The sequence below is a fragment of the Mesorhizobium sp. M0698 genome (assembly GCF_040320455.1).
In the GTDB taxonomy this organism is placed as follows: Bacteria; Pseudomonadota; Alphaproteobacteria; order Rhizobiales; family Rhizobiaceae; genus Mesorhizobium.
This window is the reverse complement of record NZ_JAMYPQ010000002.1, coordinates 273,106-290,335: the sequence shown is the minus strand read 5'-3', so window position 1 is coordinate 290,335 and position 17,230 is coordinate 273,106. Positions and strand designations below refer to the sequence as shown.

Genomic DNA, 17,230 nt, shown 5'->3' with positions numbered 1-17,230 from the left:
TTTTTCACCAGCCACGACCGTCCTTCCCATTCAAAGCCGACTCTATCTGGGTACATGCTGCGGGAAAGCAAGTTTCGGGTGGTGATCGGCGCCGCGAAGGACGATATTCGCACTCAAGGAGATACTGCCATGAACGCCCAAATGCCTCTCAAAACGACAGCAATCCTTCAGAAAGACATCACGCCTGAAGGTGGAGACTACGAAATCGTCCGTCGTGCCATCGAAAAGATCAGCCTCGACTATCGCGACCAGCCTTCGTTGGAAGTGCTGGCCGAGGAGGTCGGCGAGACGCCGACCGGGCTGCAGAAGCTGTTCACCCGCTGGGCCGGCCTGTCGCCCAAGGCTTTTCTGCAGGCCGTCACCCTCGATCATGCGCGCAAGCTGCTCGATGCCGGCATGCCGCTGCTTGAAACCTCGTTCGAACTCGGCATGTCCGGCCCAGGCCGGCTGCACGATCTGTTCGTCACCCACGAAGCGATGTCGCCGGGCGATTACAAGACCCGCGGCGCAGGGCTCACCATCCGCTACGGCTATCATATCTCACCTTTCGGCATCGCGCTGATCATGGTGACGGACCGCGGCCTTGCCGGCCTCGCCTTCAACGATCCCGGCGGCGAGCGTGCGGCCTTTGCCGACATGTCCAGCCGCTGGCCGAATGCGACCTATGTCGAGGACATGGCGGCGACGGCGCCCTATGCCGCGCGCATCTTCGATCCGTCGCTGTGGCGCGCCGACCAGCCGCTGCGCGTCGTCATGATCGGCACAGACTTCCAGGTCCGTGTCTGGGAGGCCTTGCTGCGTATTCCGATGGGCCAGGCCTGCACCTATTCCTCGATCGCCGCGCGCATCGGCGCACCGAGCGCCAGCCGGGCTGTCGGTGCCGCGGTCGGTGCCAATCCGATGTCCTTCGTCGTGCCGTGCCACCGGGCTCTCGGCAAGTCCGGCGCACTCACCGGCTACCATTGGGGCCTGACCCGCAAACGCGCCATCCTCGGCTGGGAGGCGGGACAGGTCTCTTCTTGAATAGCCAACGAATGGAACGATTGGAGCGATGCAAGGACCGCTAGGGTGACAAGCAGCGATCTTACGGAGTAGCTTCCCGCGCAATTAGAGTGGTATGCGCTAGCGGGAGGCACTTCTTGATCGTCGTCATCGGCTCCATCAATCTCGATCTCATCGCCAGTGTCGACCGCTTGCCCGGTCCCGGCGAGACCGTGCGCGGCTCCGGTTTCGCTACTGCCCCCGGCGGCAAGGGCGCCAACCAGGCGCTGGCCGCCGCCCGCGCCGGCGCCAAGGTGCGCATGGTCGGCGCGGTCGGCAAGGACAGCTTCGCCAGCGACGCTCTCGCGCTGCTGCGCGACGGCAAGATCGACCTGTCCGGCGTCGGCGAGACCTTTGCCTCGACCGGTACCGCGTTGATCATGGTCGGCGCCGACGGCGAGAACGTGATCGCCGTTGTGCCGGGCGCCAATGATTCGGTCGTGCCGGGTGACCTTTCCAAGGCTTTCGTAAAAAACGGCGACGTCGTGCTGCTGCAACTGGAGATCCCGCTGCAGACCGTCGAGGCAGCACTCGACGCGGCAAGGACAGCCGCCGCGATGACCGTGCTCAACACCGCACCTTTCCATGGCGACGCGGCCGGCTTCCTCGGCAAGGCCGACTATCTCGTCGCCAACGAAACCGAGTTCGACCTCTATGGCGAGGCGCTGTCGTTGAATGGCCGCGACCGCCCGGCACGGATGCGCGACTATGCCGCGAGAACCGGCCGCACCATCGTCGTCACGCTTGGCTCGGACGGCGTTCTGGCGGCAACGCCGGACGATCTCCTGATGGTTCCGGCGCTGAAGATCACCCCGCTCGACACGGTCGGTGCCGGCGACACGTTCTGCGGCTATTTTGCAGCCGGGCTGGCAGCCGGCCTGCCGCTCGACCAGGCGCTTGCCCGCGCTGCCGCAGCCGGTTCGCTGGCCTGCCTGAAAGCCGGTGCACAGCCGGCCATCCCGCTGGCCAGGGACGTCGATGCCGCCCTGCAGAAATCTACAGGCTGAAGCCGGATGACAGCGATGCGCCCGACGACCAAGCATGCGGTGCCGCCCGCCGGCGACATCTGCCGCCTGTCTGCCGTGGAGCTTGCCGGGAAGATCAGGCGCCGGCAGCTTTCGGTGCGCGAAGTGGTCGCGGCATGCCTCGACAGGATCGAGGCGGTGAACCCGCTGGTCAACGCTATCGTTTCATTGCGTGAGCGTGCCGACATCCTGCGCGAGGCCGACAGCGCTGACGCCCATCTGGCGCGAGGAGGAGATACCGGATCGCTGTTCGGCCTGCCGATCGCGATTAAGGATCTTTCGCTGACAAACGGCCTGAGAACCACCTTCGGCTCGTCGATCTTCGCCGATTTTGTGCCTGAGGAAGACGACTTCTTCGTCGAGCGCGTCCGCAAGGCCGGCGCGATCATCATCGGCAAGACCAACGTTCCCGAATTCGGGCTCGGCTCCAACACCTACAACACCGTGTTCGGACAGACGCTCAACGCATTTGACCCGGCGCTGACCGCCGGCGGCTCGAGCGGCGGTGCGGCGGTCGCGCTGGCGCTCGACATGGTTCCCGTTGCCGATGGCAGCGATTTTGGCGGTTCCCTGCGCAATCCCGCTGCCTACAACAATGTCTATGGCTTCCGCCCGTCGCAGGGATTGGTGCCGGCTGGCCCTGACCTTGATGTGTTTCATGCGCAGATGGGCGTCGAAGGGCCGATGGGGCGTAACGTGCGGGACATGGCGCTGCTGCTCGACGTTCAGGCCGGCTATCATCCTCGCGCGCCGCTGTCGCATGATAAGCCAGGCTCGTTCCTCGAAGGGCTGGAAGCACCGGCGGCCGGCGGGCGCATCGCCTGGCTCGGCGATCTTAACGGCCATCTGCCGGTTGAAGCAGGCATTCTACAGCTTTGCGAGGCAGCACTCGGCCGGTTCGCGGATGTATCCTTCGAGGCCGAGCTGCTGATGCCGGAATTCGACTTCGAAGCGCTGTGGCAAGCCTTTGTAACGCTTCGCCAGGCGAGCAGCGGTTGTGCACTCAACGCGCATTACGACGATCTCCTGAAGCGAAGTCTGCTGAAGCCGGAGGCCGTTTGGGAGGTGGAACATGCACTGCGCCTCACCGCGCCGCAGATCCATGCCGCCACGGTGAGGCGCTCGTCCTGGCACCGAATACTGCTATCGCTCTTCGAGCGTTTCGACCTGATTGCGCTGCCAGCCGCACAGGTCTTTCCCTTCGATGCCGTCACCCACTGGCCAAGGGAAGTGGCCGGGCGTGCCATGGACAGCTATCACCGCTGGATGCAGGTCTCAGCGCTCGCCGCGATGGGCGGCTGCCCGGCGGTCAACGTACCGGCGGGCTTCGACGCCAGGGGCCGGCCAATGGGCATGCAATTGATCGGGCGGCCGCGCGGTGACCTCTCCGTGCTGAGGGCGGCTGCCGCCTATGAGGCAACGCTGCCATGGCAGGCCGGCGCCTGCTGAAATCAGCTCCGCATTGTCGGCGCCTCGCCGACTTGCACGCAACTCATCGTCATGCATTGATCGCGACAGCGCGCCGCACGCGCGGCATCTGTGGAGGGAAAAAATGTCGCTGGAACTCTACGCCACCTATGTCGTCGCCTGCATCGTCATCATCCTGGTGCCGGGGCCGACGGTGACGCTGATCATTGCCAACAGCATCCGCCACGGCTCGCGCGCCGGGCTCGCCAATGTCGCCGGCACCCAGGCCGGGCTGGCCATCATGATCGCCATTGTCGGCATCGGGCTGACCTCACTGATCGCCGGCATGGGACACTGGTTCGAATGGGTCCGGCTGATCGGCGCCGCTTACCTGATCTGGATGGGCGTGCAGATGTTCCGCTCGAAAGGCAAGCTTAACGCCGACGGATCGGCAAAAAAGCCGCGTGGCGGCTTCTTTTTGCAGGGGCTGCTGGTGGCGATCAGCAATCCAAAGACGCTAGTGTTCTTCGGCGCCTTCTTTCCGCAGTTCATCGCGCCTGAAGGCAATTACGCGTTACAGATCGGCGTCATGGGTCTCACCGCGATGATCTTCGCCGCCGTCTCGGATTCGACCTACGCGCTGGCCGCCGGCCGCGCCGGGCGTCTGCTGTCGGCCGGCCGCGTCAAGCTCTTGTCGAGGATCAGCGGCAGCTTCCTGGTCGGCGGCGGCCTGTGGCTGGCCTGTTCCAAGGCGAAGTAACGGCCGCGAGCCCGGCGACGCCAACAGCAACATCCTGGAATAGGAAGGCCGATTGAAAGTCGGCCTTCAGGCCACCACATGGATCAACAGTTGGGGATTCATGTCTATGCCGTGGACTTACGCGGGTTTGAAAAGGAACGCGTTTGGCGTGATCCTGTTCATTGGTTTGTTCGCGGCGATGGTTCCGTCGGCTCTGAACAAATGGGCGAATGACGCAAGTCCGATCCGGTCGGTCGACCGGTCGATGCAACGATCAAAAGTGGACAGGGTAAAGGGCGCAATATCCAATATCTGCTGGTCCTTGAGAACGGTTCGACGGTCCTCGTTTACGACGACCTCCCGCATCTGATCGGCTCGCGCGTAGGCATCGAGCGCGTCACGCGCGACAATGGCTTCGTCTTTTACCGGTTTGCAAATTGAACGACGATCGATCGATAAGCTGTTTTCAAAGGTGAAGCGAGTGACATGGCTTTTTCGGGGAATAGCTCTTGAACAATGCCCCTATGCTACTCAACTCTAAGATATGGGGCCGACAAATATTTCTCTTAGAACCCGCATTCTTTTGCTTCGGGAAGAGTTTCGCGACAGAGTTGTTGGCATCACAATTTTGTGCGCGCTCGCTCTCGCGATCGCTGTGCCGATTGTAACTAGGCAGAACAGTCCGATCACTGGCACACAACTCGTAGGACGCACCGTCGAAGATGTTGCGACGATGCCTCTAAATCCGAAAGGTTCCGTCGGACATGGACTTTATTATAGATATGAAGTCCGCCTCCATGACGGCAACGCTCGGATATTTGTCGATGGTGAGGTGGAAACACCCCACATGATCGGATCGGAAGTCTCGATCGAAGAACAGCAACGCCAGGACGGTACCACCACCTACCGCCTGCTCAACTACTGAGCAGCCCTAAAGCCGCCCCAGCCTTTCCAGCAACAGCGCGAAAAACGCATCATGGTCGATGTCGCGCATTACCATGGCGTTCTTCGGCCGCTTGGTCACCCCCCACCAGTCGATCACCGTCATGCCCATCGTGAGCTCCGAGGCGGTTTCCACGCTGACATTGCAGTTGCGACCCTTGAACAGCTTCGGCTTCAGCAGATACGCGATCACGCAAGGATCGTGCAGCGGGCCGCCGTCGGTTCCGTATTTCTCCTCGTCGAAACGTTCGAAGAATTCCAGCATGTCCGCGGTGGCCGTGCCGACCCTGGTGCCGAGCTTGCGGAAGGCCTTCGTGCGCTTGGCGGTGGTCAGCGCCTTGTGGGTGACGTCCAGCGGCATCATCACGATCGGAATGCCGGATTTGAACACGACATCGGCGGCATGCGGATCGACATAGATGTTGAACTCGGCGGTCGGCGTGACGTTGCCGCCCTCGAAGAAGCCGCCGCCCATCAGCACGATTTCCTTGATGCGCGGCGCGATTTTCGGCTCGCGGATCAGCGCCAACGCAATGTTGGTGAGCGGCCCGAGCGCGCAAAGCGTGATCGTGCCGCTCTCCTCCCTCATCAGTGTCTCGACTATGAAATCGACCGCATACTCTTCCTGCAGTTTCATCTTTGGTTCGGGCAGTTGCGGCCCGTTGAGGCCGGTCTTGCCATGCACTTCCTCGGCGGTGACCAGTTCGCGCGCCAGCGGCCGGATGGCGCCTGCATAGACCTTGACGTCCGGCCGGCCGGCCAGCTCGCAGATCTTGCGGGCGTTTTTTTCGGTAAGTTTCAACGGCACGTTGCCGGCCACCGCGGTGATGCCGACGATCTCCAGCTCGGCGCTGCCGAGCGCCAGCAATATGGCGACGGCATCGTCCTGGCCGGGGTCAGTGTCGATGATGATCCTGCGGGATTGGGGCATTTCAATTCCTTGTTTTGGCAAGTCTTTTTGGGCGGGACGTGTGACGGCTTGAAGTCTGCCGGGCGGCGGACCATATCAAGACCATCGGGAAAAATGCCATCCGGGTTTTTCCACTTTATGTCGCTCTTGAGAGGACACTGTAACATGAGCCGAATGACGCCTTTTTCCAGCCCGCTTCTCCTCGGTTTCGATTCCATGGAAAAGACGCTGGAGCGCTTGGCAAAGTCCGGTGACAGCTATCCTCCCTACAACATCGAGCGCCTCAGCGGTGCCGACGGCAAAACCGAAAGGCTGCGTATCACGCTCGCCGTCGCCGGTTTCGCGGAAAGCGATCTCGATGTCACAACGGAGGAGAACCAGTTGGTCGTGCGCGGCCGTCAGAACGACGACACCGAGCGCGAATTTCTCCACCGCGGCATCGCCGCGCGCCAGTTCCAGCGCTGTTTCGTGCTGGCCGACGGCATGCGGGTGATTGCGGCGGAATTGAAGAACGGCCTTCTGTCGATCGATCTCGATCGGCCGGAATCCGAACGGCTGGTACGAAAAATAAACATATCGGTGAAAGACTGATTTTTGCCGATAGCTCTCATGCGGGATGGCCTTGAGCGGCGTCTCGCGGCAAGGAGGCTTGAAATGACCAGAACTAACGAGAATATCATCATGACCAGCGGCGAATTCGCCCATCTCGGCGAAGGTTCGGTCGCCTATCTCAGGAAAGTGTCGAGCGACGATCTGCGCGGCCGTTTCCCGGGCCTCGGCGAAATCGCGCCGGGTCTGGAACTGTGGGCCCTGTTTGCCGCTAATGGCCAGCCGATCCTGCTTTCGGACGCTCGCGACCGGGCACTGGCTGGCGCGCTGGAAAACGATCTGACCCCGGTCGCTATCCACTAACGTCGCTATCCACCAACATTGGCGCCATCGACTGACAAATACGGCGCAGCGATCTGGTTGGAAACGGACAGGGCCGCTCACGGCGGCCCTTCAGCGGATTTAATCAAAACCTCAAGCGGCGTGCGAGGCCTGCGTGTCCGACAGCAGCGCATGGATGGCCACGGCGTCGCGCGTGCCCCTGATCTTGGCAACCGTGTCGGCGTCGCGCAGCACCCGCGCGATGCGCGACAGCGCCTTGAGGTGATCGGCGCCGGCACCTTCGGGAGCCAAAAGCAGAAACACCAGGTCGACCGGCTGATCATCGAGGGCCTCGAAGTCCACCGGTGTCTCCAGCCGGGCAAAAACGCCGGCGATCCGCTTCACCCCAGCCAGCTTGCCGTGCGGAATGGCGATGCCGTTGCCGACGCCCGTGGAGCCGAGCCGCTCGCGTTGCAGGATGGTGTCGAACACCTCTCGCTCCGGAATGCCGGAAATTGCCGCCGCCCTTTCGGACAGCAATTGCAGCAGCTGCTTTTTGGAGTTCGCCTTCAACGCCGGCATGATTGCCGGAACGCTGACGAGATCGCTCAGATCCATGCTTGAAATCCCTTGTTCGCCTGCCGTCGCCAGTCCCCACGCTCGCGTGCGGCTGGTCTTTACCCCTGCGCGACCTTGGCCGTGGACGGGTCGATCCAGCCGATATTCCCGTCCGGCCGGCGATAGACGATGTTGAGATGGTCATTTCCGGCATTGCGGAAGACCAGGACCGGGCTGTCCTTGGTGTCGAGTTCGATCACCGCTGACGCCACCGACATGGTCCGCAGCGTCATAGTCGATTCGGCGACGATGGCCGGCGCGAAATTCTCCGGTATGTCCTCCTCGTCGTCGGCAAGCGGCGCCATCACCGTATAGGCGACGTCGGTGAGCTCGCCGTTGCTATTGCCTGAATTGTGCGACTTCAGCCGGCGCTTGTAGCGCCTGAGGCGCGTTTCCAGACGGTCTGCCGCAGTATCGAAGGCAAGCGTTGGATCCTGGGCATCGCCGGTCGCCTGCAGCGAAGCACCGGAGTCCAGCCGGATCATGCAATCGGCCGTGTAGCGCGACCCCGATTTGACGACTACGATTTGCCCTGAAAAGCCCCGATCGAAATATTTCCCGATCACTTCCCCGACACGGTCGTTGATGCGCGTACGGAACGCATCGCCGATATCCATGTGTTTTCCCGATATGCGCAGTGTCATCTGAAAACTGACCTTCCTTGCTCAGGCTTCAAACTGTCCCGAGTTTATACTCGTGGTCCGCGCGCACAAGCTTTTGCGGCGTCACTTGCGCCGATTTTAGATCCGAACTTTCCGGTTGATCACAAGCCGCCTTCTTGGCCGTCCCGTGGCCTACGTCGTGACGGACCATCTCTCGTGCGGGCATCGGCGAACTCAAATCCACTCGCCAGCCCGTCTCATGCGGGCGGGCTTCTAGCCACTTCGTCGCCGCTTGTCAATGAAGGGCGAAAGCTGTGGAAATTCCGCCGGAGATCAACGGCCGGCGCTGGCCAAAGCGCGTTTTTCGCGCCGCCGCTGCACCGAAGAGGGTATGTTCATGCCTTCCCGGTATTTGGCCACCGTGCGCCTGGCGATGTCGACGCCGCTTTCCCGCAGCATGTCCACGATGGCATCGTCGGAAAGCACATCGATGGCTTTCTCCTCGTCGATCAGCTGCTTTATGCGGTCGCGCACCGCTTCCGACGAATGCGCATCGCCGCCACCTGACGAAGCGATCGAGGCGGTGAAGAAATAGCGCAGCTCGAACACACCGCGCGGCGTCAGCATGTATTTGTTTGCCGTGACCCGGCTGACCGTTGATTCGTGCATGCCGATGGCGTCCGCCACCGTGCGCAGGTTGAGCGGCTTCAGGTGCCGCACGCCGTGGACGAGAAAAGCGTCCTGCTGACGCACGATCTCAGAGGCCACCTTGAGAATGGTCTTCGCCCGCTGGTCGAGGCTGCGCGTGAGCCAGTTGGCGTTCTGCAGGCATTCGGCAAGGAAATCCTTTTCCGCCTGGTTTTTCGCATGTGGCGTGACCTGGGCGAAATAGATGTGATCGACCAGCACGCGCGGCAGCGTCTCGGCATTGAGCTCGACCGTCCAGCTGCCGTCATTGGCTGCACGCACCTCGACGTCGGCCACGATCGCATCGCTGGCACCGCGCGAAAACGCCATTCCAGGCCGCGGGTCGAGCGCCCGGATCTCGGCCAGCATGTCGAGCAGATCCTCCTCGTCGACGCCGCAAATCCGCTTCAGCGTCTGGAAATCGCGCCGTGCCAGGAGTTCGAGATTGGCGATCAGCACCTTCATCGCCGGATCGAGCCGGTCGCGCACGGCCAGCTGCAGCAACAGGCATTCGGCGAGGTCGCGGGCGAATATGCCGGCTGGCTCAAATGTCTGGCAGACCGCCAGGACCGGTGCCATCGCCGTGGCGTCCGTGCCGAGGCGGGCGGCGATCTCGGCCATGTCGGCACGCATGTAGCCGGCCTCGTCGAGGCCGTCGGCAAGCTCGCCGGCGATCAGGCACGCAGCCGGATCAGCAAAGGCGAGCGCCACCTGCTCGCCGACATGGTCGCGCAGCGTGATGGCCGCCGCCGCCATATCCGCGACGTCGAAGCCGTCGGAGGAAGAGGTGGAACCGTTGCCGGACGCCGATTTCCATTGTGCCGTCAGGTCGGGCCCGAGCCGCTCGCTCGTACCAGGATCGTCAGGAAACAGGTTTTCCAGCGACGTATCGAGCTTTTCCGAGATCGCCTCGGCGCTCCACGCCGTTTCCGCCTCGAACCAGTCGCCGTCGGCAGCCGGTTCCGATGCGGCGTCGCCCTTCTGCGCCTGGTCGCTGGCGGCGTCCTCCTGCGGTTCGGCGCGTTCCAGCAGGGGATTGCGTTCGATCTCGTCGTCGATGAAGCGTTCCAGCTCGAGATGGGTGAACTGCAGCAGGCGGATCGACTGCATCAGCTGCGGCGTCATCACCAGCGACTGCGACTGTCGTAGCTGTAGTTTTGCCGCCAACGCCATGGTTCGGTTTCAAACGCTCCGTCTACGCACCCGCACTGCTGGAAGGAATTTTCCAGGCCAGCATAGAAACTGGCCCGGCTTTTGCTTGTCAAGGCGAGGAGCGGTAAAACTCGCCTGTCGGAGCGTTTTCAGGCAGAAAATTGAAGAAAAAGCTGCTGGACTACGCCGGAAATCCCGCTCGAGCCGGAATTTCGCACTTAGAGCGTAAATCCCTCGCCGAGATAAAGCCGCCGCACATCGGCATTTGCGACCACTTCGTCGGCTCGACCATGGGTCAGCACCTGGCCGGCATGGATGATGTAGGCGCGGTCGATCAGGCCAAGTGTCTCGCGGACATTGTGGTCGGTGATCAGAACGCCGATGCCACGTGCCGTCAAGTGGCGCACGAGCTGCTGGATGTCGGCGACGGCGATCGGATCGATGCCGGCGAAAGGTTCGTCGAGCAACATGTAGGCGGGGCGGGTTGCCAAGGCGCGGGCAATTTCGAGGCGTCGCCGCTCACCGCCGGAGAGCGACAGCGACGGAGCCTTGCGCAGATGGCTGATGTGAAATTCCTCGAGCAATTCGTCGAGCAGGCGCTCACGCTCCTTGCGGCTCTTTTCGACCACTTCGAGCACGGCCCGGATGTTTTGCTCGACATTCAGGCCGCGAAAAATCGAGGCTTCCTGCGGCAGATAGCCGATGCCGAGACGGGCGCGGCGATACATCGGCATCGACGTGACGTCGAAACCGTCGATTTCGATCGTGCCTTCATCGACCGGCACCAGGCCGGTTACCATGTAGAAACAGGTCGTCTTGCCGGCGCCGTTGGGGCCGAGCAGCCCAACCGCCTCGCCGGCGCGCACGCCCAGCGTCACGCCGCTGACGACTTTGCGGCCCTTGTAGCTTTTGGTCAGCCCCTTGGCGATCAAGGTTCCCTTGAACTTTGCCGCTTCGACGGTGACCCTGGCCGGTGCCGCAAGTTGGCTGGCGGCGCGCCCTGGAAGACGCGCCAGCAGCGACGATATGCCGGTCATCAGGGTTTCGCTGCTCCAGACTTCGCCGGCGGCGTGATCGACATCATGACGCGGCCGCCGCAGGCGTCGACCTGGGCAAGGCCGCTCTTCATCTGCACAGTGAGCTTGCAGCCGACAAGCACGTTGTCGCCTTGCGAGAGCACGACCTTGCTGCCCGAAAGCACCAGCACTTCGGTCTTCATGTCGAAAGTGCCGCGGTCGCCGGTGGCAACCTGATTGTCCGATTTGATGTAGACCTTATCGTCGACCTCGAGATGGTCGATGTTGGCGGATCCGGTCATTGCCGCGGCACCCGCCGGCTGGGCGCTTTTGGCGGCGCCTGCATCCCTGACGTAATAGACCGTCATTTTGCCGGCCTTGAGCACAGTTGGACCCTGGACGACGTTGACGTTGCCGGTGAAGACGGCAACGCTTTCCGCTTGGCGCACCTCGAGCTTGTCGCTTTCGATCTGGATCGGCTTGTCGCCCGACAGCCTGAGGCCGGACATTTGGCTGGTGGCCTTGGACTGCGCCAGCGACGGCGCCGTCCCCAAGGTCAGCCCCAAGGTTAGCAACGCCGAAATCGCGGCGAGGCGCCGTGCCGAACTACTGAACCGCATTGGTCTCTCCGCTCTTTGCCTCTGCCGCCTTCAAACTGGCGGGATCGATGTCGACGCGCACCTTGTTCTCGAAAACCAGGACCTTGCCATTGTCCTGGACCGACATCGAATCCGCCCTGATCCGCGACCCGCCGCGGCTGACATCGACGGGCTCGCTTGTCTTCATAGTGCCTTCGCCCATGTCGAGATAGACTGATTTGAATTTTGCCACCACACCATCCGTCGTCGACACGGTCACATCGCTGGTCAGGCTGAGCGTGTTGCCGTCGCGATCGTAGGTGCCGTGCGTGGCGTTGATGGCGGCCGTGTTGTCGGCCGCAATCGGCAGCTTGGCCTTGATGCCTTCCAGATCGATGATGCCCTGTTTGCTGACGTCCTGTATGGCGCGCAGGGCCGTCATCGAATAGGGCAGGTCCTGCTTGGTGAAGCCGTTGAGCTTGGGATTGGCCATCACCAGCTTGCCATCGGCAAAGGCGCCGCCGTCGGCCTGCACCTCGATTGCAGCGGGAGCCATGAGATAGGAATAGACCGGAAACGCGACCGCAATCACGGCAGCGACCAGCGGCACGGCCAGCTTGAGGATACGGACCCGGCGCGAATGACGCTGCGCAACGTCAAACGCGTCGACCCGCGCCCGGCCTGCGGCCTTGGGAGCCAACTCCGTCTCGGTGTTGGTCGGTTCGATTGGTCCCGCTAACATGACTGCTTCTTCTAAACCCCTGCCCGCCAGGCCGCCCTATAGGTGGGGTGCCGGCGCCCTCAAGCAAGCACAAGCCGAGGAAAACCGCAAAAATGTGACAGCCGCCCCTGTACAATGAAAATGGCCCCAGCGCAGCCTGTACCTCATACCAGATATGGGCGCACAGTGTTAGAGCCTGTAGAACGTGACAGGTTGAGGCTTGCCGCGAATGCCTAAGACGGCCTTTGGCGCAAGGCCGTCAGGAAACGGTAGCCGGGCGCGAATGGTTGCTTTAAAAGCATCTGCTCCCACCGACTACGAGGCTGACCATGGCATTGAGAGCCGACGACCTGATCGACCGCCGCCGCTTGCGCCGCAAGCTGACATTCTGGCGTGTTGCGGCGATTATCGTCGCAGCAGCCGGACTGATCGCCTTCTCGGCATGGATCTATGGTGACGACTTCACCGGCGCGGCTGTCGACCACATCGCCAAGGTCAAGATCGAAGGTACCATCACCGAAGACGAAGAACTGATCAAGCGGCTGGAGGCAATCCGTCAGTCGCCGCGCGTCAAGGCTGTGATCCTGTCGATCGATTCACCCGGCGGCACCACCGTCGGTGGCGAGTCGATCTATGAGGCAGTGCGCAAGCTCGCCGCCGACAAGCCGGTGGTGGCCGAGGTCGGCACGCTCGCGGCTTCGGCGGGCTATATGATCGCCACCGCGGCCGACCATATTGTCGCACGCAAATCCTCGATCGTCGGCTCGATCGGCGTGCTGATCCAGTACCCGGACGTCAGCGGCCTCATGGACAAGCTCGGCGTCAAGCTGGAGGAGGTGAAATCCTCGCCCTTGAAGGCCTCGCCTTCTCCCTTCAAGCCGACCAATGACGATGAGCGCGCCATGGTCCGCAAGCTCATCCTCGACAGCTACGACTGGTTCGTCGGCATCGTCGCCGAGCGCCGCAACATGACCAAGCCGGAGGCGCTGGCGCTCGCAGACGGGTCGATCTTCACCGGCCGGCAGGCGGTCACCAACAGATTGATCGACGCGGTCGGCGGCGAGGCCGAAGCAATCGACTGGCTTGCAGGCAAGGGTGTCGATGCCAAGCTCAAGGTGGTGGAATGGAAGGACACGGAAAAACGTGGTGGTTTCCTGTTCTCCAAGGCGATGGCGCAGACCGTCGGTGCTGCGCTTGGCCTGCCCGGCCATGGCGGCGACGTCCTTCACGAAATTGGAGCGGACCGCTTGTTTCTTGACGGTCTCGTTTCCGTCTGGCACCCTTGAGGAACCGCTTGGGACGAGTGAAAAACCAAATAAAATCATTCTGATAATTTCGGCGGCACTGCTTTTACGGGGAGCCTTTTCATGATCAAATCCGAACTTGTGCAGATCATCGCCACGCGTAATCCGCATCTTTTCCTGCGCGACGTCGAAAACATTGTCAGCGCCATCTTCGATGAAATCACCGACGCGCTTGCCGAGGGCAACCGGGTCGAGTTGCGCGGCTTCGGCGCGTTTTCGGTGAAAAACCGCCCTGCCCGTACCGGCCGCAACCCGCGCACCGGCGAATCCGTAGAGGTCGAGGAGAAATGGGTACCGTTCTTCAAGACCGGCAAGGAATTGCGTGAAAGGCTGAACGGAGGCAAATAGGCGCGGCGCCCGCCACCGCTCCCGCCTTTTCTTCCGAACGGAAAAACATGTTCAATCGCTTTCTCCTCATCGTGGTTTTCGTGCCGCTGGCCGTCATCCTGATTGCGTTGGCCGTCGCCAACCGCGAACCGGTCGCCTTCACGCTCGATCCGTTCAACCCCGGCAATCCGGCGCTGACGCTGACCATGCCGCTCTTCATTTTCCTATTCCTGGCGCTGGCCATCGGCATGATCGTCGGCAGCCTGGCTACCTGGACCAAGCAGGGCCGCTACCGCAAGCTGGCGCGCCAGCGCGGCGCCGAGGCAGAGAACCTGCGCCAGGCGGTCAGCCGCGCGCCCACCGCGTCGCAGGGCCCAGCCTTGCCGAAGCCGACGAACTGAGCCGCGGCTCGGGCCTGAAGCACAACCGGCCTAGTTCTCCACGGAGCCTTTCATGCTGACCATTTCCGCCGCCGAGGTCGACCGCGCGCTGACCTTTTCCGGGCTGGTCGAGACGTTGCGCGCCGCTTTTCGCGATGGCGCCGTGCAGCCGGTCAGGCACCATCACACGGTTGAGCGGCCCGATGGCGCCGCCTCGACGCTGCTTTTGATGCCGGCCTGGACCGACTTCAACGCAGCCGGCACCTCGGCCGATGGCCATATCGGCGTCAAGATCGTCACCGTGTCGCCCGACAACAATGCCGTCGGCAAGCCCGCGGTGATGGGGCTTTACCTGTTGCTCGACGGCGCCACCGGCGAGCCTCAGGCCTTGATCGATGGCCAGCGGCTGACACAGTGGCGCACGGCCTGTGCGTCGGCGCTGGCCGCCTCCTATCTGGCCCGCGCGGACGCATCGCGGCTGCTGATAGTGGGCGCCGGCGCGCTGTCGCCGTTCCTTGCAAAGGCGCATTCGGCGGTACGTCCGATCAAGAACATCCGCATCTGGAACCGCACGCCGGCCAACGCCGAAAAGGTCGCGGCAAGATTGCGTGCCGAGGGTTTTGCGGCCGAAGCAGCAGGCGATCTCGACGCCGAACTCGGAAAGGCCGATATCGTGTCGTCGGCGACCATCACCACCATGCCACTGATCAAGGGCGCACTCTTGAATCCCGGCGCCCATGTCGATCTGGTTGGCGGCTTCACGCCGGCGATGCGCGAAAGCGACGACGACGCGATTGCACGCGCCCGGGTCTATGTCGACACCCGCGCCGGCGCCACCAAGGAGGCAGGCGATATCGTCCAGCCGCTGGCCTCCGGCGTTCTGAAGCCGGAAGCCATCGTCGCCGATCTCTATGAACTGGCGCGCGGCCAGAAAAAAGGCCGGCAGAACGACGATGACATCACGCTGTTCAAGTCGGTCGGCGCGGCCCTCGAGGACCTCGCCGCCGGCATTGCCGTGTATCGGGCAAGTGTAGGGCAGTAGGGCAGTAGGGCAGTAGGGCAGTAGGGCAGTAGGGCAGTAGGGCAGTAGGGCAGTAGGAAACTGTACTGATCGTGCGGCGCCGCGCCAGCTATATTTCCTGTCACATACTCCCCTACTGCCCTACTCCCCTACTGCCTTACTCCCTTTGCCAATAAACCCGCAGCCGGTGGCTGTCGGGATCAAGCGCGACGAAGGTGCGGCCGAAATCCATGTCGGTCGGCGTCTGCAGAATTTTCAGCCCGCGGCCGGCCCACTCGGCATGGGTGGCGTCGACGGCACCCGGCGTGTCCAGCGCAAAGACGATCTCGGCGCCACCGCCTGCTGCCGCGGCGGCCGGTTCCACGGTGTGACGCGACCAGAGGCCGAGCTTGAAGCCGTTGTCGAGCACGAACAGCACGAAGGTCGGCGAGGTCTCGACCGGCTGCCGCCCAAGCAGCGCGCTGTAGAAGGCGCCGCTTTGCTCAGGCTTGTCGACAAAGAGGATGACGAAATTGGGCGGTGTCATGAATTGCTCTCCAGATGGTTTCGACTGGAGGAGCATACCGTACGCCACTGCCAGATTCTGGCAGCAGTCTCAACTGAGCAGCAGCCTTAGCTTGGCGTGTCGAGCGTCGCCCGCCATTCTTTGAGCAGCACCTGACGGCGACGCGGATAGCGCATCTCGGTGGCATTGAGGCCGGATATCCGGTCGGCGCGAAAGTGCCTGAAATCCTGGCGCATCTCGCACCAGGCCGCGACGACGCGCACCTTGTCGAAGAAGCCGAGTGCGAACGGCCAGACGGTGCGCTCGGAGGCAGCGCCGCCGGCGTCGCGATAGACAAAGCTCAGCTTGCGCTCCTCGCGGATGGCCTGCCGCACCACGCCGAGATCGATGCCTTCGGTGACCTCGGTGCGCGACCCGACCAACAGCGTCGAGGCGTCGAGCTCTTCGCGCAAATCGTCCGGCAGCACCGCGGCGATCTTGGCCAGCGCGTCGGTGGCGGCGTTCGCAAGCCGCCAGTCCGGCTGCTTGGCCACCCAGCGCGAACCGAGCACGATCGCCTCGATCTCCTCATCGGTGAACATCAAGGGCGGCAGCATGAAACCGGGCCTGAGCACGTAACCCAACCCCGCCTCGCCCTCGATCGGCGCGCCCTGCCCCTGCAGCGTGGCGATATCGCGATAGAGCGTGCGGATCGACACACCCATTTCGCCCGCAAGGCTGCGGCCGCTGACCGGCCGGCGATGCCGGCGCAGGATCTGGATCAGGTCGAGCAGGCGTTCAGCACGGGACATGAATCATGACCTAGTTTCAATCACGATAGAGCCCCAGCACTTTCGGCGGCAAGCGACATGGTGGCGGACGGGAACGTCTGCGCCCTGACGCCGTTGTCTGGCCATTATGGATATACGCGGGTTGCTGTTGTTCTGGTCGGTTTTGACCGCCATCGTCGCTGCGCTCAGCCTCGGACCATCCTTCGCCCATGTGCTGGAATCGGTGCCGCGGCTGACCAGTTGGCCGCCTTCGCTCTGGCGTGAAACCACTGTCTTCAACGCTCAGTTCCAATTCTTCGCGATTGTCGGCGCACCGCTGGACGTGGCCGCGATCGCCTGTCCGGGGCTTCTCGCCTGGATGCTGCGCAGCGACCGCCCGGCATTCTGGTGGATTTTGGCCGCCATCGTGCTTTATCTGATGGCCCTCGTGGCGTGGTTTACCCTGGTCAAACCGGCAAACGATGTCCTGGCCACCTGGGTGCCTGGACCGATCCCGGACAATTTCGAAAGTATCCGGAGCAGCTGGGAAACCGGCCATATGGTCGTCACCGGCTTCAAGGCCGTTGGTTTCATAACGCTCGCAGTCGGCCTGCTGTCGATCAGGCGCGGCTGATC

General features: G+C 62.6%; 21 protein-coding genes. 12 read left to right on the top strand and 9 right to left on the bottom strand.

Annotation, left to right across the window (positions count from 1 at the left end; genetic code table 11):
- The first annotated feature begins 129 nt into the window (after positions 1-129).
- From NKI16_RS06030 to NKI16_RS06010, 5 genes are all read left to right on the top strand, one after another.
- Positions 130-1,023, top strand: a complete 894-nt coding sequence (locus NKI16_RS06030) for a methylated-DNA--[protein]-cysteine S-methyltransferase (protein WP_352453988.1) — start codon at positions 130-132, stop codon at positions 1,021-1,023.
- A gap of 116 nt (positions 1,024-1,139) precedes the next feature.
- A complete protein-coding gene (locus tag NKI16_RS06025; protein ID WP_352588331.1) occupies positions 1,140-2,048 on the top strand; it encodes a ribokinase in 909 nt (302 codons plus the stop codon).
- 6 nt (positions 2,049-2,054) lie between these two features.
- Positions 2,055-3,515 (top strand): amidase, encoded by a 1,461-nt coding sequence (locus NKI16_RS06020; RefSeq protein ID WP_352783359.1) that lies wholly within the window; start codon positions 2,055-2,057, stop codon positions 3,513-3,515.
- 103 nt (positions 3,516-3,618) lie between these two features.
- The gene (locus NKI16_RS06015; RefSeq protein WP_352644100.1) at positions 3,619-4,233 is read left to right on the top strand and encodes a LysE family translocator; all 615 of its coding nucleotides are present in this window, start codon (positions 3,619-3,621) and stop codon (positions 4,231-4,233) included.
- A gap of 78 nt (positions 4,234-4,311) precedes the next feature.
- Positions 4,312-4,446 (top strand): hypothetical protein, encoded by a 135-nt coding sequence (locus NKI16_RS06010; RefSeq protein WP_352568224.1) that lies wholly within the window; start codon positions 4,312-4,314, stop codon positions 4,444-4,446.
- Positions 4,447-5,143: 697 nt separating this feature from the next.
- Here NKI16_RS06010 and NKI16_RS06005 read toward each other — a convergent pair.
- Positions 5,144-6,085, bottom strand: a complete 942-nt coding sequence (locus tag NKI16_RS06005; RefSeq protein ID WP_352453985.1) for a nucleoside hydrolase — start codon at positions 6,083-6,085, stop codon at positions 5,144-5,146.
- Between the two features lie 144 nt (positions 6,086-6,229).
- Between NKI16_RS06005 and NKI16_RS06000 the strand changes: the two genes are divergently transcribed.
- Complete coding sequence (locus NKI16_RS06000; protein WP_023675270.1) at positions 6,230-6,655, top strand: Hsp20 family protein; 426 nt, start codon at positions 6,230-6,232, stop codon at positions 6,653-6,655.
- A gap of 63 nt (positions 6,656-6,718) precedes the next feature.
- Entirely contained in the window at positions 6,719-6,976 is a 258-nt protein-coding gene (locus NKI16_RS05995) for a BQ00720 family protein (protein ID WP_023675269.1), read from the top strand.
- 111 nt (positions 6,977-7,087) lie between these two features.
- On the opposite strand, the gene ptsN is transcribed toward NKI16_RS05995, so the two are convergent.
- The 6 genes from ptsN to lptC all read right to left on the bottom strand — a co-directional run bounded on the left by ptsN (position 7,088) and on the right by lptC (position 12,329).
- The gene (ptsN, locus tag NKI16_RS05990) at positions 7,088-7,552 is read right to left on the bottom strand and encodes a PTS IIA-like nitrogen regulatory protein PtsN (RefSeq protein ID WP_023675268.1); all 465 of its coding nucleotides are present in this window, start codon (positions 7,550-7,552) and stop codon (positions 7,088-7,090) included.
- A gap of 59 nt (positions 7,553-7,611) precedes the next feature.
- A complete protein-coding gene (gene hpf / locus NKI16_RS05985; protein ID WP_023675267.1) occupies positions 7,612-8,196 on the bottom strand; it encodes a ribosome hibernation-promoting factor, HPF/YfiA family in 585 nt (194 codons plus the stop codon).
- Positions 8,197-8,487: 291 nt separating this feature from the next.
- A complete protein-coding gene (gene rpoN / locus NKI16_RS05980; RefSeq protein ID WP_352568225.1) occupies positions 8,488-10,014 on the bottom strand; it encodes an RNA polymerase factor sigma-54 in 1,527 nt (508 codons plus the stop codon).
- A gap of 197 nt (positions 10,015-10,211) precedes the next feature.
- Positions 10,212-11,030 carry an LPS export ABC transporter ATP-binding protein gene (gene lptB / locus NKI16_RS05975; protein ID WP_023675265.1) on the bottom strand — a complete coding sequence of 273 codons (819 nt, stop codon included), beginning with the start codon at positions 11,028-11,030 and terminating at the stop codon, positions 10,212-10,214.
- Positions 11,030-11,629: an LptA/OstA family protein gene (locus NKI16_RS05970; RefSeq protein ID WP_023675264.1), complete on the bottom strand. Its 600-nt coding sequence runs from the start codon at positions 11,627-11,629 to the stop codon at positions 11,030-11,032. Before NKI16_RS05970 ends, lptB begins: the two co-directional genes overlap by 1 nt.
- A complete protein-coding gene (gene lptC, locus NKI16_RS05965; RefSeq protein ID WP_352568226.1) occupies positions 11,616-12,329 on the bottom strand; it encodes an LPS export ABC transporter periplasmic protein LptC in 714 nt (237 codons plus the stop codon). Before lptC ends, NKI16_RS05970 begins: the two co-directional genes overlap by 14 nt.
- Positions 12,330-12,637: 308 nt before the next feature.
- Here lptC and sppA point away from each other — a divergent pair, with 308 nt between their 5' ends.
- From sppA to lhpI, 4 genes are all read left to right on the top strand, one after another.
- Positions 12,638-13,594, top strand: coding sequence for a signal peptide peptidase SppA (gene sppA, locus NKI16_RS05960; RefSeq protein ID WP_352568227.1), 957 nt, complete (start codon positions 12,638-12,640; stop codon positions 13,592-13,594).
- Positions 13,595-13,675: 81 nt separating this feature from the next.
- A complete protein-coding gene (locus NKI16_RS05955) occupies positions 13,676-13,960 on the top strand; it encodes an integration host factor subunit beta (protein WP_023675261.1) in 285 nt (94 codons plus the stop codon).
- A 47-nt stretch (positions 13,961-14,007) separates the two neighbouring features.
- Positions 14,008-14,340: a LapA family protein gene (locus NKI16_RS05950; RefSeq protein WP_023675260.1), complete on the top strand. Its 333-nt coding sequence runs from the start codon at positions 14,008-14,010 to the stop codon at positions 14,338-14,340.
- Positions 14,341-14,392: 52 nt separating this feature from the next.
- Positions 14,393-15,361 carry a bifunctional Delta(1)-pyrroline-2-carboxylate/Delta(1)-piperideine-2-carboxylate reductase gene (gene lhpI, locus NKI16_RS05945; protein ID WP_352568228.1) on the top strand — a complete coding sequence of 323 codons (969 nt, stop codon included), beginning with the start codon at positions 14,393-14,395 and terminating at the stop codon, positions 15,359-15,361.
- Positions 15,362-15,497: 136 nt separating this feature from the next.
- Here lhpI and NKI16_RS05940 read toward each other — a convergent pair whose 3' ends face one another.
- Positions 15,498-15,866 (bottom strand): VOC family protein, encoded by a 369-nt coding sequence (locus NKI16_RS05940; RefSeq protein WP_352620272.1) that lies wholly within the window; start codon positions 15,864-15,866, stop codon positions 15,498-15,500.
- 86 nt (positions 15,867-15,952) lie between these two features.
- Positions 15,953-16,636, bottom strand: coding sequence for a helix-turn-helix transcriptional regulator (locus tag NKI16_RS05935; protein WP_352468341.1), 684 nt, complete (start codon positions 16,634-16,636; stop codon positions 15,953-15,955).
- A 106-nt stretch (positions 16,637-16,742) separates the two neighbouring features.
- On the opposite strand from NKI16_RS05935, the gene NKI16_RS05930 reads away from it, so the two are divergent.
- Positions 16,743-17,228 carry a DUF1772 domain-containing protein gene (locus tag NKI16_RS05930; RefSeq protein WP_352577451.1) on the top strand — a complete coding sequence of 162 codons (486 nt, stop codon included), beginning with the start codon at positions 16,743-16,745 and terminating at the stop codon, positions 17,226-17,228.
- Positions 17,229-17,230 lie beyond the last annotated feature (2 nt).

Bases quoted from the DNA above. Each gene is read 5' to 3' on its own strand.
- NKI16_RS05970 (WP_023675264.1), bottom strand. From the start codon at position 11,629: ATGCGGTTCAGTAGTTCGGCACGGCGCCTCGCCGCGATTTCGGCGTTG.
- lhpI (WP_352568228.1), top strand. From the start codon at position 14,393: ATGCTGACCATTTCCGCCGCCGAGGTCGACCGCGCGCTGACCTTTTCC.
- NKI16_RS06030 (WP_352453988.1), top strand. From the start codon at position 130: ATGAACGCCCAAATGCCTCTCAAAACGACAGCAATCCTTCAGAAAGAC.
- NKI16_RS05935 (WP_352468341.1), bottom strand. From the start codon at position 16,636: ATGTCCCGTGCTGAACGCCTGCTCGACCTGATCCAGATCCTGCGCCGG.
- lptB (WP_023675265.1), bottom strand. From the start codon at position 11,030: ATGACCGGCATATCGTCGCTGCTGGCGCGTCTTCCAGGGCGCGCCGCC.
- NKI16_RS06010 (WP_352568224.1), top strand. From the start codon at position 4,312: ATGGATCAACAGTTGGGGATTCATGTCTATGCCGTGGACTTACGCGGG.
- NKI16_RS06000 (WP_023675270.1), top strand. From the start codon at position 6,230: ATGAGCCGAATGACGCCTTTTTCCAGCCCGCTTCTCCTCGGTTTCGAT.
- ptsN (WP_023675268.1), bottom strand. From the start codon at position 7,552: ATGGATCTGAGCGATCTCGTCAGCGTTCCGGCAATCATGCCGGCGTTG.
- sppA (WP_352568227.1), top strand. From the start codon at position 12,638: ATGGCATTGAGAGCCGACGACCTGATCGACCGCCGCCGCTTGCGCCGC.
- lptC (WP_352568226.1), bottom strand. From the start codon at position 12,329: ATGTTAGCGGGACCAATCGAACCGACCAACACCGAGACGGAGTTGGCT.
- hpf (WP_023675267.1), bottom strand. From the start codon at position 8,196: ATGACACTGCGCATATCGGGAAAACACATGGATATCGGCGATGCGTTC.
- NKI16_RS05940 (WP_352620272.1), bottom strand. From the start codon at position 15,866: ATGACACCGCCCAATTTCGTCATCCTCTTTGTCGACAAGCCTGAGCAA.
- NKI16_RS05950 (WP_023675260.1), top strand. From the start codon at position 14,008: ATGTTCAATCGCTTTCTCCTCATCGTGGTTTTCGTGCCGCTGGCCGTC.
- NKI16_RS06020 (WP_352783359.1), top strand. From the start codon at position 2,055: ATGACAGCGATGCGCCCGACGACCAAGCATGCGGTGCCGCCCGCCGGC.
- rpoN (WP_352568225.1), bottom strand. From the start codon at position 10,014: ATGGCGTTGGCGGCAAAACTACAGCTACGACAGTCGCAGTCGCTGGTG.
- NKI16_RS06015 (WP_352644100.1), top strand. From the start codon at position 3,619: ATGTCGCTGGAACTCTACGCCACCTATGTCGTCGCCTGCATCGTCATC.
- NKI16_RS05995 (WP_023675269.1), top strand. From the start codon at position 6,719: ATGACCAGAACTAACGAGAATATCATCATGACCAGCGGCGAATTCGCC.
- NKI16_RS05930 (WP_352577451.1), top strand. From the start codon at position 16,743: ATGGATATACGCGGGTTGCTGTTGTTCTGGTCGGTTTTGACCGCCATC.
- NKI16_RS05955 (WP_023675261.1), top strand. From the start codon at position 13,676: ATGATCAAATCCGAACTTGTGCAGATCATCGCCACGCGTAATCCGCAT.
- NKI16_RS06005 (WP_352453985.1), bottom strand. From the start codon at position 6,085: ATGCCCCAATCCCGCAGGATCATCATCGACACTGACCCCGGCCAGGAC.